This is a genomic window from Thermoplasmataceae archaeon, from assembly GCA_038729425.1.
GTDB lineage: Archaea > Thermoplasmatota > Thermoplasmata > Thermoplasmatales > Thermoplasmataceae > B-DKE.
The window spans coordinates 102369-120439 of sequence record JAVYSB010000001.1; the positions used below are offsets into that span (position 1 = coordinate 102369).

The window sequence follows — 18071 nt, forward strand, 5'->3', positions numbered from 1 at the left end:
GCTTTTGGAACAGAGAGATTTCACCGTAGGGTACGCATTGATCCCTGTGAAAATAAGAGTAATAATCAAACCGATGTGCCGCCTTTAATGGTTCTCAGTACAGAAAAATGCCTTGTATATATCAGTGAAATCAGGAAAGCAACTATGCTGACGATGATCACGTAGCCTATGAAAGCAAGAATTATGACTGATATCGCAAGAGATATCCATGGCAGCATCTTTTGGTTTCCCCGTAGCCTGAGAAGCCGTATTCCGGCCGATGATCCTGCTATGTAGGTAAGGACACCAGCACCGCTAACTGCAAGGAACGCTGTAGAGAATGGGATGTTGAATATCTGGTAAACGACAAGCGTCAGTGTACCTAGGCCTGTCATCAGTAGTATAGCTTTGGACGAGGACCCCGTCTGACTGTTGCCCCTTGAAAAGTACCGCGGGATTCCTCCATTCTGGGCTAGTGTCTGTATAAGTCTGCTTACTCCTGCATAATATGCATTCATCGTACTGAATATTGCAACTACCGCCACAATTGCGGCAGCCACAGCACCATATCGCCCAAACACTGTCGACAGGATTATTGAAAATGGAGCGATGCTTTCGCCTGCAATATATGACCTAGTTCCGACTGTCACGATTGCCAGAGATGTATAGAGCACCCTTATGATAACTACACTGTATTTTACGGCCCTCTGCATATCCCTTCTGGGATCCAGGAATTCTCCCGCAAGATTGGGTACGTTTTCATATCCAAAATATGCCCAGATTATGAGAGCCATTGAAATTCCGATGGATGAGACACTGTTTCCACCCGGGTACTAGATTAAACTCACAGTGGAAATTTTGAAGGAAGCGGCCGTTATGGAAACGATAAGGATTCCAACGATAGCGATTATTACCACCAGTTGCACCGTTGCACTGAACCTTATTCCGAAATAATTTACCAGGGCAACAGAGAGTATCATGATCAACGCGAAGGCAAAAATCTCCATTTCGCTCATGGGAATAGCAAATGATAAGTATGTTCCGGCAGCTAGCGCTATCGCGGGGGCACCCAGGGCAACCCATGCAAGGAAGAGCCATCCAACCCCATTGCTGACATATGGTCCGTAGGCATCGCGGGTAAATGTATATATCCCTCCTGATCGGGGTTTTAGGAGCGCAAGGCGTGAAAAAGTGAATGCAAATGGGTAACTTGCTATGGACAGGATGATCCATGCTATTATTGAGAGTGAGCCTGCCTCCTGCGCAGCAAGGCCTGGAAGCACCAATATGCCTCCTCCCAGAACCGAGGCCAAGTATATGGCAACGCCATGTTTGAATGATATTCCACGTTCTTTTGAAGGATCAGTCATCTAAGCTACCGTTGGTTCTAGTTTCATTTTCCAGTTCAAGCAACTGTCTTTTCCTTTCAAGACCAAGGCCGTAACCTCCCAGATTTCCGCCTTTCCTGATAACCCTGTGGCACGGGACAATGAGCGGCACCGGATTACTGGCACAGGCGTTTGCCACCGCACGAACCGCCTTTGGCTTTCCAATCATGTCTGCTACATCGCTGTACGTTACTGTTGTTCCGTGAGGTATTCTTCTTATGGCACCCCATACCTTCAATTGGAAATCAGTCCCATGAAAATCCAGCGGGACATCTACCACCTTACCCTTCAGGTAGTCAAGTATCCCACTTATGTAATTATTGGTATCATCGGAACGGGTAATAATTGCTTTTGGAAATTCCTTCCTGAGGTATCCCATTATCATTTCCTCTGAGTCTACAAGGGTTACTCCGCAAATCCCATGATCGGTATATGCCACGATCATCTCTCCGAAATCTGTATGGCCAGTGACGTAAAGGATGCTTTCTCCCTTGCTCCCGTTTCTGTACTTTGAAGGGGTCATGCCAAGCATTGATCTGGAATCTGTGTATATCCAGCTCGTAGAATTATGGCCAACTGCATAAATGGCGGATGAAACGGGCTGCCCTGAACTGAGTCTCTCCTTTAGTTTTGTTATCCTGTACTCTTCAACATATTTCCTCGGAGAAACCCCAACAGTGCTCATGAAAACGGAATGTATGCGATGCGAACTCATACCGAACGTACCTGAGAGTGAACCGAGTGTTATCTTTTCTCGATAATTTTCTTTCAGATAATTGCATATTACGCTCACAGTATTCATCTTCTCAAGCCTTTTCGTTTCCTGAGTCCTACAGTGACCGCACAGCCTGAATCCAGCACTTTCCGCTTCTTCCACATTGCCGAATGCAACAGCACGAGTTTTCTGCGGCCTAATAAGTCTGCAATCAGGATAGTAGTATATACCCGTTCTAAGGTTCGCCAGGATAGGTTTATCCAATTGCCCTTTCGGGGGCTCAGCAAGTACATTGGCGCTTAACCCAACGATGGGGTTAAACGAAGGTTTATCCATTGTCATTTTCTTTTTCAACATTTGACACAGGTGCAGCCGGACAAAAAGATTTTGTCTGAATCTTGCCGGCAATACTAACCCCATGGAATCTGGATGTGTTGATTATACTGATTCCCGGAAAACATAATAAAAGAATCAGTTTTCCCGCATAACTGCAGGAATTTTCTTTTTATTCTTTGCCGTTTTTGTTTGTATTGTAGATATCTACTGCTTCCTTTACGGTTGCATTTTCATGCACAAGAGACCTTATTGCCTTGATCATGGCAACCGGATAATCATTCTGCCAGATATTTCTTCCCATATCCACCCCAACGGCCCCATCCTCGATTGCGTTGTGGACCAAGTTGAACACGTCTTCAACAGTCTCAAATTTTGGCCCTCCTGCTACCACAAGTGGTGCCGGAGATCCGTTTACCACCTTACTGAAATTCTCGCAGTAGTAGGTTTTTACTATCTGTGCGCCTATTTCTGCTGCAAGCCTGCACGCAAGGCCGAGATATTTAGCGTCCCGTTTCTCAAGTTCCTTTCCAACAGCTGTAATTGCCACAACCGGCATTCCGTATTCGTAGCCTTCATCGACCAGTTTTGAAAGGTTTACCAGAGACTGTTTCTCGTGCGGCGTGCCCACAAATATGGAGAGTGCAACGGCAGCAACGTTGAGCCTGATGGAATCTCTCATGGATGCCGTGATTTCTTCATCGCTAAGGTCATCCTTGAGAACACTGGCTCCTCCTGATACTCTCAGTAGTATTGGAGTATCCCACTTGGGGTCAACGGATGTCCTCAGCACACCCCTCGTCACTGCAAGAGTATCAGCATATGGAAGAAGAGGCTCAATTGTCTTGCGTGGGTTTTCGAGTTTGCGTGTCGGTCCCATGAAGTACCCATGATCCGCGGCCAACATAACAGACCGGCCCGTTGCGGGTTTGATCATTCTGTTGATTCTGTTAGTCATTCCCCAATCCATTTCCATTACCTTCCGAAGTAAGTACGGATGCCTTTCCTATCTAATAACATTTTGTCTTCATATTATGTCGTGCCCAAGGTTTCCCACGGCTACAGTAAGTAGATTTAAATAATGTACGATTTAACGAATTCCTTTCTGACTTTTCAGGGAAAACTGAGATTTTATTACATTATACCGTGCCATTCCACCTCCTTTCCATGCAATTTTGACCGTGGGCAGAAAAATTTTCTTTCCCTCGATGAATAGTGAAGAGCTGGATCGGGTGTAGATTATGTAAGAAGAGAATCTTTCCTTAAAGCAGTCATAGGTGCTTATGTGAGAAATTTTGCCCGCTTTTCAGGTTTGGTTTTTGCCGTAGAGGGTTTTCTCTTTACCCAGAAACTCTACGAAATCTTTAATTTTCCCTGCAACCTGCATCCAACATTTGTATCTTTCTCTTATCCCGGTTCTGCGAATAATCCATTGATATTGAGGATACTACGATTTCTGTCTAATTTTGCATCTATCCATCCTACAAGTTCGCTATCCCACATGATGGGAAGAATATAGATCCCAAACTTTGTCTTTTCTCTGGGAACAAAACTGTTCTAAACTGTAATAAGAATTGAACATATTTTTGGTTCTATCTCTCAGCGTAATTGAATTGTCGAACGGAGAAATGAGATTCAAGCTTGGTTCCCATTTATCCGATATGATAGGCTCGGTCGCGCTAATGTAGCTTGACAACAGGAAAAATGGCTTTTTGCTGGCATTCTCACCTATCTCCACATTTACCACCTTCTCCTCTTCGATCAGCTGCCTCAGGCTGCCCTTGAGATTCGTATACCTACCTCTAATAAAATAGCTGTTAATCAAAGCGTTGCAATTTCAATTGACAGATTAGAGCACATAGAGTAATCTGGCCTATTTTTGGTGCCAATTAAAGGTTGTGGATGAGGCGTTCAAGATCATTAGAGAAACGAGTCCGGTAATGCCGAATTTATCCAGAGAAAGATCACTTTCATATGTGCCGCATTGACAGTTAAATATTAGTATATTCCGGGACCAACACCGTTACAAATAAAAGATATAGACAATATAAGACATGTCAACGGATAATGAGTCTGGTTTTTATTTTGACGCCCGAGCCGGGATTTGAACCCGAATCTGAGGCTCCGCAGGCCCCTAGGATATCCAGATTACCCCACTCGGGCACGAGTTTAGTCCTATATTATGCATTGATATGTATTTTTGCCAATGAACGATTATAAACGTTCGGCTTTAAAGTACAAAAAAAGTGTTATTATGTACCTCTATATACGGAGGGATGAACCGGGGAGTAAGGGCATTAGCTTTCACATCGCTTGCACATTTCGCAAATGATGGGACCGCATTCATATTTCCCGTTCTGATTGTATTCTACACAAAGTATGCAAACGTACCAATAACGATTCTCGGAGCTTTGGCCATTGTCTATGAGATTATATCCGGGGTCCTCAGTACAAGAGTTGGAGCAAAAGCAGACGCTGGTGACAGGGATGGCTTGCTAATAGCAACTGGGATCTTTATACTTGCTGGATCAGTCCTTTCATTTGCGATTTCTTTCATTTTCTTGCCAGCTCTTTACGAGTTTATGTTTATTGGTACTGCAATGCTGGGAATTGGCCAGGCTTTTTACCATCCGATTGGCGCGACAGTCCTGTCACAGTCTTTTGAAAAAAGTAGATCACCGTTTGCCTTGGGGATTAACGGAGCTATCGCGAGCTCCGGGAGGGCTGTTATGCCATCTATCCTGGTATTCACCTTTGCGTTTATTGTCCGTGGGGGCGGTCTTGGAATAATATCTGCGTATATGTTTGCCGCCGCAATTGCCATATACTTTGGGCTGAGATTCTTTCACAGACCCGCGAAGGATGCTTCCGCTTCAAAAATGTCATTCAGACACGGAGGAGGGATTGAAAAGTACTGGAGATTTCTTATATTACTCACAATAATAGTGTTCATACGTTCTATGTTCATGCTGGGGGTCCAGACTTTTTCCCCGGACTACCTGACGAATGTGTTGAATTCAGAGAGTTTAATGGGCATTCTTCTGACAGCAAGCCTTTTCACTTCCGTACTGGGACAACCGTTATTCGGTTACCTTACGTCGATCAGAGGTGGAAAATTCACCATAACCATTACTTCGGTCTTTTCTCTTGTTGGATTCTTCATCTTCCTTATTACCGATAGTTTCCCCATCATTTTCTTCGGATATGCGTTATTCACATTTATGGCTTTTACCGGTTTTCCTGTCCTTCTTGGATATGTTGGGCAGATGATACCCTCGGAATTTTCCACCAGATCAAATTCAATGGTGTGGGGAATAGGCAACACTATCGGGGGCGCTGCAGGAATCGCCGTATATACCGGCCTGTACCCATTCATTGGATACGCGGACTCCATGTGGGTTATGTTCGTTTTCGCCCTCGTATCTGTCCTGATGATACCTTTGTTGCCAAGCCGCAATATTACGGTTAAAGTTTACAAGTCTGGAAATGATAAATGAATTTTTGCATCGCTAGCTTCCGGGTTTGCCGATTCTTATGACGTTTCGATAAGGTTAAATACAGATCTTAAATCAGCAATTGTCTTTTTTAGACAAAAGGAAGTAATAGAATGGAAGGAACTACCAAAATAAAAGACCTTACACCTTCTTCAAGGCGTGTAAACGTTCTTGCTAAGGTTGTATCAGTGGGCGAGCCAAAGTCGATCCAGACAAGATTCGGAGAGGAAAAATCAGTCACGGAAGTAATCATTGCCGATGAAACCGGAAAGATCATACTTTCACTGTGGGGAGACCAGGCAGCTCAGGCTACCGATGGAGCAACACTCTACATTGACAATGGATACGTTTCCCTTGTCAGAGGTCATATGAGACTCAATGTAGGCAAATACGGCACTCTGAGCGAGGGCACCGAAGAGGTCCCCAGCACAAACGAAGAACTCGACATGAGCGAGAAAGAATACGAAAACCAGTTCAGGGGTGGCGGCGGCTTTAGAGGCGGCAACTCCGGTGGTTCTTACCGCAGATACGGAAGCGGCGGCGGAAGAGGCGGCTTCGGTGGCGGTAGGGACAGAAGAGATTCAAACAACAATGAGGATTAATTTTTAATCCTTTCCCTTTTTTAATTTATTAGTTTTAACGTTTCATTCCAGGAGTGATTTTTTCTGGCTGTGAAACATCTCAAGAATTTCATTGCTTGTAGTGGCATCTTCGGGTTTTTTGTCCTGGCGCATATTTCCGCTGAACCTTGGGAAGCGTATTGCCAAGCCAGAATCCTTTTCCACAAGATCTAGAGCGCATGTATGAACCGGGCTGACCGTGATCTCAGCGCCAATGATCTCCATAACGATACCTGGGTTGATCCAGACGTCGGGAGTCACCTTTGATACTACTCTTGCAGGTTTTTCCGGCACTATCCACTCTGAGATCCAACTTGGCATGGATGAGAGGAATTCGTCAGTGAACCCCGAACCAAGTTTACACACAGTCTCAAAGGTGTCGTTGTCCTGATTGTACGCCGCCATAAGTAGCGCACCGTATTTTCCCCTTCTTCGGCCCTGGCCTCCAAAAGCCCCTACGACCACAAGGTCAATGGTATCTGATAGCTGTGCCTGATAATCCTTTTTCAATTTTATCCACAACCACCCTCGTGCTCCTGCCCTATAAATCGAGTTTTCAGCAAGACTCTTGGCGACCACGCCCTCACAACCATCTTCTATAGACGATTCGAAGAATGCCTTGATCTTGCTTTCGTCAGCAGAGATCAGCTGCTTCGCTAATTTTATGGCCTGGTTTTCCTTAAAAATGCCCCCAAGGATCTTTCTCCTCTGCAGATATGGAATGCCGTTGAGCTCCTTTCCATCAAGATATAGGATGTCAAACAGGAAAACTGTGAGCGGTATCTCGTTCTGCTTCTCCTTGAGATCGTATTTCCTGCCCCTTCTCTGCGACACAAACTGGAACGGATAGAGTTCGCCTGTCTCTGGGTTGTAAGGAACTGTTTCTCCATCCAGAATGCAGGTATCGCAGGAAAATGTATCTATAATTGCCATTTTTACGTCTGGGTACTGGTCTGTAACCTCTTCATTACCCCTTGAAAAGATCTTTATCTGCGAACCTTTCTTGTGGATCTGCGTTCTCAGGCCGTCATACTTGTACTCGAATGCTGCGCCTTCCACCATCTTACCAAGTATTGCATTTATGTCTGGAAGCCTTTCCGCAAGCATAACCTTGAAAGGTATCATTGGCTGCGGGCCAGTTTTGCGTATTTTATCCATAAACCCGTCTCTTAGCAGTTCAGCAATGTAGCCTATGTCAGGGTGGAAATTGTAGGCTGTATCCACATCTTCCTGATCTTCCTTATTGGCGAATGCAAGCGTAAGTGCATCTATGATGGTAGAGTCGGCTATCCCAAGCCTCAATTTTCCCTCAACGATCCTGGAAATGTATTTAGATTCCGTTGGTGATCCATTGATAAACAGATGCATCAGTATGTTTATTCTCGTGTTAAGGCTCCCTGAACCCTTCGCTTCAGATAAGCTCAGCAGAGATTCATGGACAGATCTGACCGTCAGGTCCTCGGACAGAAGGGCCGATTGTCTTTTTCCAGACAGTGCCGACTCTACCAGGTCACCGAAGTCACCCTCCTTTATAAGCCTGGACTCAAGTTCAACATCCGGAATGCCAGAAACAGCAGAAAGTGCCTTGATCATGATCTTTGCCGAAACGCCTGTTTCGATCCCTTCATAATCCGGCGCGATCCTCCCCTGGAGCAGATATGTGAGTGTCTTCAGATCACTTCCCGCTAGTTTTAGAAGATCAACAAGAATAGAACTGAGTTCAAGCCTCTTGGTTGTCTTTGAGAGTTTTTCAAAGGTGTCACATACTATGGAAAATTTCACTTATGATGATCGCGCATTTGGTTAAAAGGGTAACTAAATTCCTCCCTGCTTTCATTCACTATAGAATTGAGGAACCTGACAAATTCCAGTCTTGATTCTGTAAGAAGCAGTTCTCTGGCCGTCTTTCTGGAGTATCTTTTCAAATGGAGCGGTACAAAGGAGATTTCTTTATAGAATATATCCATGAGGATCAGATGCCTTGGATCAGCGAGTCCTGGAAATCGCTCTCCCAACTTGAATGGATCCGTCGCCTGATCAACTTGGGAGAACTGATCTGCAAAGGCTATCATGGATCTTATCTGGTTCCACAGAAAACTCTGCCCGTAAAAGTCTACATAGACGATATCCCAATATTTCCGGGCATTTATTTTATCGACCGACCGAATGGGATTCCGTCCGTCTGATCTTGAGAAATTGGAAAAATCATGAGTTCCTTCAAATTTTCTCAATATTTTAATAAACGCTGGTCTCCCTGCGACTTCTGCCGGTAATATATAGCGGTATACCTTCATGTCACAGTGCCTTGGCCGGAATTCCTCGTTAACTTCAGCATATGAGTGAAACATGATGTCGTCTCCGCCGGCGTTTATTATGCCTGCAAGTTTCTCAGGCTTCTCTCCTGAGTCTATATACATTACGTTTGACATGGCGGAAACCCCCCTGTCTGTCCTTGCCGCTGATTTTATCATAACATCTATGCCCGAAGCCGTGAGGCGGCGAGTGACCGTGTCCTCTACGCTCCTCTCGCCGTTTCCCTTTTGGAAACCAGTGAATTTTGTTCCTTCATATGCAAACTTGAATGCGTATCCCATTTAACATCAGCCAGCGAGGTTAATTATCTACTTCGACATTTTACCATAATGATAAATGTTGCTGGCCTGGGTATGGCCGGGTCTTACCTCATGAGAAGATTGAGGCAAGAAGGGTTGGAAGCAAGGGGATTTGACCCGAAACGACCGGACTTCTATATACCCTGCGGCTATGCAACAAACCTCAACAGGCTGAAATCCTTCGCGACCAGAGCGGGGATAGACCCTGAGAATTACGTACTGTATGAATCTAAAGGCGTAACATTTTCCGGAAACAATTTCGAACCGGTTACTTTTCCTGCTCGTGGCATCGGGACATTCGACAAAAATCAAATGGAAAAAGATATGGTAGCTGGTCTTGAAATATACCGTGAACCATTGAGGATAAGTAACAATGCCATCACAGTGGACGCAACAGGGATATCGCGATCACTCCTGGGGAAGCATAATGGCGACGAGCAGATGTATGCCGTTGAATATGTTACAGATAAAGCAATGCACGAGGATTTCTACTTCCATTTCTTTGCGAGGGGTGTTGGCTACTATTGGGAATTTCCTCTTGGCGAGCATTATCACGTGGGAGCGGGAGCAGTATCTAGGGAAATCGTAATGGAATCGTTGAAGGGGATAAAAGGGAGGAGGGTAACGGGGAGGAAAATCAGAATGAAGCCCCTCCTCGACATTGTTTCCTCTGGAAATATTATAGGAGTAGGAGAATCCATTGGCCTGGTATCGCCAATAACTGGAGAAGGCATCCTTCCCGCCCTGGAGTCGGCTGAGATACTTGTACAATGCCTCAAAAGATACGATGACCTGGAAAGCGTAAAACAAGAATTCAAAAAGAAAGTGAGTGAAAAATTCAACTATTATTATGGATTGCACGAGTTGGTCTCAGCCGTCCAGCACGGGGAAAAACTTGGCCTGAAGAGCCTTAAGTGGGCAAACAGTGCGCGGAAAGACTTGGTTGGCTTCGGGATCGGTTTTTCCGTGATGAAGGTTATCAGGCACTTTCTCTGATCTATATCACGCCACCATCTACGGGTATCATGGCGTCCGTGGTCGCTCCAAACACATCCTCGTCTATAAGCGCAAGAAGAACATTTGCTACGTGTTCCGGCAGAACTTCTCTCCTGAGAAGGTTCTGTGTCTTGTATTCTTCAACGGTTTGTCCCTTTGCCTTTGCGCGTGCCTCTAGGACCCCATTCTCCCATATCTTTGATCCCTTGAAGATCTTGTCAGGATTGATTATATTTGCCCTGATTCCATATGGGCCTCCCTCTTTCGCCGCATAATGACAAACTTGAGCGGCAAATGCCTTGGAGGAGCCATAAGATGCCATACCAACTCCTGGATGCGTAAGATTCTTGGTTATGTTGTAGACAAGGTTTCCCCCAAGGCCCTGTGTCTTCATGATCCTCATAGCCTCCTGTGTCATTATGAAGCTTGCCCTTGAAATAACTGCGTAATGCAAATCCAGATCTTCCAGCTTTATATCCTCGATTCTGTCACTTTTGAGGATCCCTGCATTATTGAAGACAACGTCCACACCGCCAAATGTCCTGATCACGGTATCAAACATCGATCTTATTGCCTCCTCCTTGGAAAGATCAAGAATCACTGGAAGGCTCGCTGTCCCCGTTTCTCTTGATACCTCTGCAGCAACCTCTGGCATCTTCTTGTCCACATCGCATGCAATAACTACCGATCCGTTCTCGGATAATTTTTTGAAGGACTCCAGTCCGATTCCGTTTGCCGCACCGGTCACTATTGATATGCTTCCTTCATATTTTTTACGGGGTGACTTTTTTAGTTTTGCTTCCTGTAGCGGCCAGTATTCCATATGGTACGAATCCTCTTTGGACACGAATTCGGGATTTCCAATCCTGGATGCGTTGGCGCTAACGATGTAACTGTGTACGGCAAAATCGTGGATTATCGCTGCTTCCTGATTATTTATCCCAGCGGCTATTATTCCGAAACCGCGGATTACGATTACCGACGGGTATGGATCGTGAATCGATCTTCCCGAAACATATTTTGATGATTCTTCCCTGTATCTGGCTGCGAACTGATCTATTCTTTCCTTCACTCCATCCAGCGACGGAAGGTACAGGAAATCTTGCTTTGTTCTTACTAGCATGTCCGGCGTAGCTGGGCCTCTGGTGGCCAATTGCTCACCTTCCTGAGATAGAGCAATATCCAGTGCTATCCCGGTTGAATCTATGTTAAGCACTTTCCTTTCCTGCGGTGATAAAGCGCCCCTTATTACAGGAATTACGTTCCGAACCTGCGCCCACGAGACCTGGTCAAATGATCTATGAAACCTCTCTTTTACCTTTCCTTTAATGAACCGGTCTGCAGCGGCGATTATCTTGATGTGATTATTCCACGCTTCCTCTGCAGAGTCAGAGAATGTGAACAACCCGTGTTTCATTAGCACAATACCGTCAGTTTCCTGGCTGATCTGCTCCACAACAGATAATACTTCCTTTGCAAGCTTAAACCCAGAGGGGATGTATGGAAGCACAATGACATTTCCCAATATCTCCCTAACCTGTTCAGGGGACAGATCCGTGTTTGTGATTGATAGAACAGAATCCGCATGTGAATGAAACACGAATTTATGTGGAATGAAGGCGTGCAAGAATGACTCCACTGATGGAAAAGGATCATCAGGATCCAGCAAGCTCTTCCGCAGGTAATCCACCATGGCTTCGTCGGCCATGTCGCCAAGTTTCCCTGCTGCGAGGAGATCCTCAAGCTTCAGGCGGGAAAAGCCTTCCTTGCCAATCGTAGCGAGATCGGAACCACTGCCTTTTACATACAATGCTTTCAAGCTTCTGCCAGCATGATCCAGTATGACCATCTTTGCGGATGTATTTCCTCCCCCGTGCAGTACTAACTCGTTCTTCGATCCTAATCTTCTGGAATAATTGACCAGTTCCTCTAAAGCCTCCGGTTCAGACCTACCCGTTTGCATTAACGGAGAATCTCATCTAGCTTTATAACTCTTGATCAGGGATTTCCTTTATTGGCTGAGAGTGATAATTGGCCGACCGGGCCATGGCACTTTTCCGTTTACCGGCTCATCTGAAACCTTAACGATAACGCGTGCATTCAGGATGGCCTGCAAATACTCGATATTTGATTCAATGGTAGTTTTCTCATCAAGTCCCCTAACGGATATACCCTTCCGGTTCCTGTTGAAATCCGATATCATAGCTTTCTGTGGCTTGCTCAGGATCGAATAGTCACCCCTGATCATTATTTCAGTAACTTTTCTTATTTCATTTCCTGCAACAGTGATAAGGATGGTTTCAGGGTTAATCTTGGTGATGGACATTATGGACCTTGTGTCGTCAATGAGTTTCTGGACATATTCATCTTCCTCGATCACTGAACTGTCAATCCTATCTTTGAAGGACATATTCAGCTTCTCTGAGGAGACGAAGGAATCCTGGATAAACCTGTGCCAGTACTCCTCAGCTGTATGAGGTATAGCAGGGGAGAGGGCAATCAACCAGTCCCGCAAGACTTCCCCCAGGACGACGTTTATACGCCCACCTCGGCTTTCGCATCTTCTAAGATCATTTATGACCTCATAGAAAATGCTGACAAAGGCAGATCTGATGTTGTACTTTTCCATGTTTTCGATATAACTTCTCAGGTGGATGTAGAATGAGGACACAAACCATTTCTCTGCACTGTTTATTCTGCCTTCAGACCTGCTGTAGGATTCAAGTATCTGGATGAAGTTATCATATCTCTTTTTGAGTGCGTTTACGTCCCCCTCGTTCCAGTCTAATGTTGAAGAGAAATCCGCTCCCACTGTCACATACAACCTGTATATATCTGCAGAATACTTTTTAGAAACAACAAGGAGAGATTCACCTATCCCCTTGCTCTTTGACATCTTTCTGCCATCTGCCGTTATTATGCCGGAGATAATCAGGGATGACGGCAATTTTTTACCTGTAAATAGGGCAGCGTGATTCATAATATAGAATGCAAGGTGATTTGTCAGGTGAGGGTAAGATGTGAGCCTGACATCAACACCATACCAGTAATCCATTTCCTTCCTGGCATTTACTATGGAATCCATTGCCTCTGGGGAGTATTTGTCTTGATCAGGCATCGCCCCGTTCCCGAAAATGTACTCCATAATTTCACGATCTATTGTTCCAAGATCGATCTTGAGCGCGCGAAGATACCTGGAATTAGTGTAAACAGCAGGATATATCGTGGAGTCGGAAAGCGATTCTATTACCCATCTTTCATCCATGGGCAGACGCGTTCCAAGACCTCTCATTCTTGCGCATGGCCTCTGCCTCAACCAGTCTATTGTCTCCTGCATTGAACTCTTGTAATGATCGGGAATGAATGTCATCTTTCCAGTAAGCTCATGTGCCTTTGCCTTGAGCCACTCCGGTGAATAATCTATAAACCACTGATCCTTCAAGACAGCTACCAGCACCTGGTCACCTGTCCTCGTCTCAGCCTGTCTGGAAGTTTCGTAAAATATCAGCGCATCCCCCTTTTTCGTAAGCGTGCCTCGAATCTTTTCCCTCGCAGCAATTACAGGCTCTCCGCCGATTATGGGCAAGTCAGAATTCATAACGCCGTTGTAATACTCCTCCCGGTACAATTCCACGTTTATCTCCTTCAGCCTTACAGGATCGGAAAGGTTCACCGTAGCAGCCCTGCTGATTACGCTTTTTTCTGGGTCTGGGACAGTGATTATAATCCTTGGAGTCACTGCGATCCCCTGGTTCATCACCTCTGCGTAGTCTATAATGGAGTGCCCTGGAACTGAATATACAACGCCTGTGCCGTTGGTCGATTCTACAAACCCCGCTTCGTAAACACTCAGGTGTTCGCCGTTTATTGGATTAATGTAAACCTGTGACAGGATCTCCTCTTTCGGAACTTCACGGACAATCTTAACACCGTCGTGCTGCAGGTCAAGTTTTCTGCATGCTTCTGATGATGCCACGAGTTCTTGTTCTCCAAGCGTGAAGAGCATGTATTTTGCAGTGCCGTTTATCCAGAGATTGGTGATTCCGAATACGGTTTCCGGCCTGACGGATGCCGCAAGAAGCGTGAATTTGCCAGAACGGAATTTCACAGCAGTGAATTCTTCAATTGCGACTTTGTCCGTGTCCCCATCGCTAATATCGTCTTCTCCCACAGCATTGTTCTCTGCTGGGCTAAAAAGAATGGGGTATTTTCCTTTCGTAATTAGGCCAAGTTCGTTCAGCTTGCCGAACTGCCACCTGACAAAATCCTGGTAGAAATTATCAGCGGAAGTGAATTTTCTTGTCCAGTCTATTGAATAACCCATGGATGTGAAATCCTTCACTGTCGCATTTGAGAAATAGTCTGCAATTTTCTTCGGATCCGACATGGACTGCAGTATCTGTTTAGCTCTTTCCCCAGTCTCGTATGACTGGATATCCTTGGCAACCTGATTTATGGCCTTCAAGTCTCCATTTCTGAGGCGACTGGCCAGCGCAAGGATTGGAGTACCACTCTGGTGAAATCCCATTGGAAAAAGAACGTTAAATCCCGTAATTCGCTTATAACGGGCTACTACATCGCCAAGAGTGTAAGTTCTACCGTGCCCTACATGTAGTGACCCATTTGTATATGGCCATGGAACAGTAATCAGAAATTTTTTCCTGTTAGGATCGACGGCTGGTTCAAATATCCTGGCACTGGACCAGGCTTCCTGCCACTTTTTTTCTGTCTCATGATCCAAAACATTTCACCTATACTATCAATACAGCGGCGGCAACTGTGGTAGTCCATTCCCCTGATCTAAGAATTACAGCAGTAGAACATATATTCTTCGTGGTGAGAATCTTATCCTCAAGGACGTATTCCTTTTTGCCCTCATCCCATGCAAGTTTATCCTTTAGTCCCATAGTGCTTGCCAGCATCTCGGCTGCCAGTTTTTCCGCAAAGTACCCCGCCACTTTTTCGGTTTCCCCAAAGCTGTGATGTTCACTGAGATACCCCCATCTGCTTTGATCCCTTGGAATTGCATATCCAATAGCAGAGGAGATCATCCGGTTAAGTTCGTTGTCAGAGTTTCTTGCAAGAACGGTAAAAAGTATCTGACCTGGTGTAAGTAATTTGAGACCTTCTTCTCTGGAGACAGTTTCCGCGTAGGGAGGGTATATTGAGCTGATACTCGAAAGGTTAAAGGGTGCGATACCAGCATCTCTCAGAGCTTCCTCGAAGGACAGTAGCTGACTCTCCCCCCTTCCTACACCGCGCGTGAAGAATATTTTCTTGGGAACAAGCGAAGACATTAAGCTTGATCATAAGCCCTTTTAAATCTTTTTTCATTGTGATTCCCGTAGTTCAGTCTCAGCCACAGTGTAAATTACATACCTGCTGCGGTTTCAGATATCAAAAAGTATTTTTGCATACCCTCGGATCAGATTGATATCTAGGTCGTGATATGTCACTGCTTTCAGTACGTATTCGTATTCCATCCCCTCCACAATGCGCATTCCAGAAAGGCGTAAGTTTGCGCCGCCTGTGACAAAAGTGATCTGATCAACATCATAGTATATGGTCTCTTCCGAGTCCACAAGGGAGATCACACGGGATAGGAGGTTTATAAGTATCTCCTCATTGCTATTTCCCTGAATTGTCATGTCGGACGTTATATCGGTTGAAGGTTTGCTTCCGGGAAAGGTCAGATCGAAAACTGCAATCAAAGCGTTCCTGAGAATCTCGGTGAAATTTTTCCCGTATACAATAATGCCGACATCGCCGGTATGATCGAAAATCTCGTATTTCAATAAAAAGAGGAGTTTGGTAAAATAAAAAAACTTTGGGTATTACTCGGGCTTGTTTGATGATATTACTGGGATCGGCTCATCAAGGTTTAGCCCTATCTCGTCCTGTGATAGTTTCCTTCCTATGCTTTTCTCATAGAACTCGATTATGTTCTTCTTCTCTTCCTTCGTGTAATCCCTGAAGTACTTGTCTTTCTTGAGTATCTTGCCGGTCCTCTCCTCGTATGTCTTTGCTGGAATCGAGTATTTTCTCTGAGTAGCGTCTCTGTACAGTTCAGGTATCACGTTGAAAGCACAGAAAGGAACGACTCTACCGTCAGGCATGGCATAGTGTATGTCGCACCTCTCGACCCTGTCAACATCGTAGGTGTACGGGTCCATAAAGTGCATGAAACCTATGAACATGGACTTGTAATGGAACGCCTTTAGCCCGTGGTAATCTCCCTGGGTGAAAGCATTGTAGACCATATCCTTCAGCTTGAAATCCTTAGGCGCTTTCTCGTAGTCAACGAACTTCTTCAGCTTGAGGAGCAGTTTAGCGACAGACTCTGTTTTCTTCAACCTCTTGAAGCTTGATTCCTTGATTTCGTCTCCAAGATCCCCCATGTATTCAAACATGCCCTTTACATCAATGAACCGTGTGATCGGTGTAACCCTGTCTCCCTCTTTGAAGATGTAGGTTCCCATCCCACAGGCAAAGTGTATGGACAGCTTGTATGTCTCGTGCCCCTTTAGGGCCTCTATGAAGTTTGAAACCTTGGTAGTTGCGGGTACGGTGAAGAAATCTTCCCTCCCGATCATTCCATCAGTCTGCTGCTCGATCTTCTTTATTGCGCCAGGTATGGTTATCCTCTGCTTTTCTCTCATCCTGTCCGGCATTCTCCCTACCAGGCTCACAGGCTGGAAGTTAACAGACCTTACCACGTCTATGTTCGCGAGACCGAATCTGATCATGTCTCCAAGGTATGCATCGTTGATTCCTCCGATTACCGTTGGAACAAGAACTACGCCGAGAGGAGCTTTCCTGTAATTTTCAAGTGCAGCCGGGATTTCCCAGAAATTCTTCGGGTTAGATCTGGGAGTCGGGCCATCAAAGCTCGTATAAATGACGTTTGATCCAGCAGCCCTGACCTTCTTTGGGAAGTCCGGGTCAAAAGCAGCTCTTATGCTGTTTGTGTTGAGCTGAATGTGTTCGTATCCCTCTTCCCTGGCAATCTTTATGATATCAACTATATCGTCCCTGATCGTAGGCTCGCCGCCTGTGATCTGCACTGCGTTGGCGCCAACAGGTTTCTCGTTTCTCATCCTTCTGAGCATCATTCTTACCTGATCCTGAGAAGGCTCGTAAATGGGCTCATTCTCCTTTGCATAGAAGAAGCAATACCAGCATGAAAGATCGCAGCGGTTGGTTACAACAACATTGCCGAGTCCGGTGTGAGATTTGTGTTTGACGCAAAGCCCACAGTGTGTCGGGCAGATGATCTTTTCCTCAAGGAATGCAACATGAGGATTCAGGATCTTTATTCCTTTGTCCTGGAATTTCTTGGCCTCCTGATACATATCATAATCTTCCCAGTATTTTTCCTTCGTAACACCGTGTTCAGAACACTCCTTTATAAGCTTGACTTCTCCGCCGTTCTCATAGACAATGGCAGGGATCCTCATCTGGTCGAACTTTTCATCGTCCGCACAGAGAGGGCACAGACTTTCAGTTACCCTTAGAACAAGCATATCAGATGTAACGAGATGCCCGAGACGCTGAACAAATTCATCAACCGTCTTGAATGGCGCGTTTCTGCTGATCTCGAAATCACTCGCAAAACGAATTTCGGGATGCTTATTCATCTCTTCAGCGATCATCTTTTATTTCACCTATCACTTTATGCAGCAACTTGACGGTTATTAAAAGTGTTTTGTCTCCTTTTGTGCTAATTACTAATCAACCCTATTAGCTACGATACATACAATCATGAAGTTTATATATAGATAGCATCAGCAATCCGGACGTTCTTATAATATTGTTTGTTATGAATTTTTAGAGCTTCATCTAAAAGTAACGTTAGGAGACGTCGTTATATTTGTATTGGCTGACAGACGATTCATGTGCTTTCCATCTAGGGTGATAACTATTCTTAATTTATG

Annotated in this window: 11 protein-coding genes, 1 tRNA gene and 2 pseudogenes; 3 read left to right on the forward strand and 11 right to left on the reverse strand. The window is 45.2% G+C overall.

The window, feature by feature from the left end:
* Nucleotides 1-65: 65 nt before the first annotated feature.
* The 4 genes and pseudogenes from QW597_00485 to QW597_00500 form a co-directional block, all read right to left on the reverse strand.
* Nucleotides 66-1349, reverse strand: a pseudogene (locus tag QW597_00485) (amino acid permease).
* A complete protein-coding gene (locus QW597_00490; GenBank protein MEM0155073.1) occupies nt 1342-2439 on the reverse strand; it encodes a methylated-DNA--[protein]-cysteine S-methyltransferase in 1098 nt (365 codons plus the stop codon). Before QW597_00490 ends, QW597_00485 begins: the two are co-directional and overlap by 8 nt.
* A 148-nt stretch (nt 2440-2587) precedes the next feature.
* Nucleotides 2588-3403, reverse strand: a pseudogene (gene lsrF, locus QW597_00495) (3-hydroxy-5-phosphonooxypentane-2,4-dione thiolase).
* 1101 nt (nt 3404-4504) lie between these two features.
* Nucleotides 4505-4578, reverse strand: a tRNA-Arg gene (locus tag QW597_00500).
* 113 nt (nt 4579-4691) lie between these two features.
* Here QW597_00500 and QW597_00505 point away from each other — a divergent pair.
* Complete coding sequence (locus QW597_00505; GenBank protein MEM0155074.1) at nt 4692-5912, forward strand: MFS transporter; 1221 nt, start codon at nt 4692-4694, stop codon at nt 5910-5912.
* Nucleotides 5913-6022: 110 nt separating this feature from the next.
* Nucleotides 6023-6511 carry a single-stranded DNA-binding protein gene (locus QW597_00510; protein ID MEM0155075.1) on the forward strand — a complete coding sequence of 163 codons (489 nt, stop codon included), beginning with the start codon at nt 6023-6025 and terminating at the stop codon, nt 6509-6511.
* 42 nt (nt 6512-6553) lie between these two features.
* On the opposite strand, the gene QW597_00515 is transcribed toward QW597_00510, so the two are convergent.
* A complete protein-coding gene (locus QW597_00515; protein ID MEM0155076.1) occupies nt 6554-8311 on the reverse strand; it encodes an ATP-dependent DNA ligase in 1758 nt (585 codons plus the stop codon).
* Nucleotides 8308-9123, reverse strand: a complete 816-nt coding sequence (locus QW597_00520; GenBank protein MEM0155077.1) for a hypothetical protein — start codon at nt 9121-9123, stop codon at nt 8308-8310. Before QW597_00520 ends, QW597_00515 begins: the two co-directional genes overlap by 4 nt.
* A 48-nt stretch (nt 9124-9171) precedes the next feature.
* On the opposite strand from QW597_00520, the gene QW597_00525 reads away from it, so the two are divergent.
* Nucleotides 9172-10137, forward strand: a complete 966-nt coding sequence (locus QW597_00525) for an NAD(P)/FAD-dependent oxidoreductase (GenBank protein MEM0155078.1) — start codon at nt 9172-9174, stop codon at nt 10135-10137.
* A 1-nt stretch (nt 10138) separates the two neighbouring features.
* On the opposite strand, the gene QW597_00530 is transcribed toward QW597_00525, so the two are convergent.
* From QW597_00530 to QW597_00550, 5 genes are all read right to left on the reverse strand, one after another.
* Nucleotides 10139-12100, reverse strand: coding sequence for a bifunctional aldolase/short-chain dehydrogenase (locus QW597_00530; GenBank protein ID MEM0155079.1), 1962 nt, complete (start codon nt 12098-12100; stop codon nt 10139-10141).
* Between the two features lie 48 nt (nt 12101-12148).
* Entirely contained in the window at nt 12149-14878 is a 2730-nt protein-coding gene (gene leuS, locus QW597_00535; protein MEM0155080.1) for a leucine--tRNA ligase, read from the reverse strand.
* Nucleotides 14879-14888: 10 nt separating this feature from the next.
* Complete coding sequence (locus tag QW597_00540) at nt 14889-15434, reverse strand: arginine decarboxylase, pyruvoyl-dependent (GenBank protein ID MEM0155081.1); 546 nt, start codon at nt 15432-15434, stop codon at nt 14889-14891.
* Between the two features lie 93 nt (nt 15435-15527).
* Nucleotides 15528-15932 carry an archease gene (locus QW597_00545; protein MEM0155082.1) on the reverse strand — a complete coding sequence of 135 codons (405 nt, stop codon included), beginning with the start codon at nt 15930-15932 and terminating at the stop codon, nt 15528-15530.
* A 39-nt stretch (nt 15933-15971) separates the two neighbouring features.
* A complete protein-coding gene (locus QW597_00550; protein MEM0155083.1) occupies nt 15972-17789 on the reverse strand; it encodes a radical SAM protein in 1818 nt (605 codons plus the stop codon).
* Nucleotides 17790-18071 lie beyond the last annotated feature (282 nt).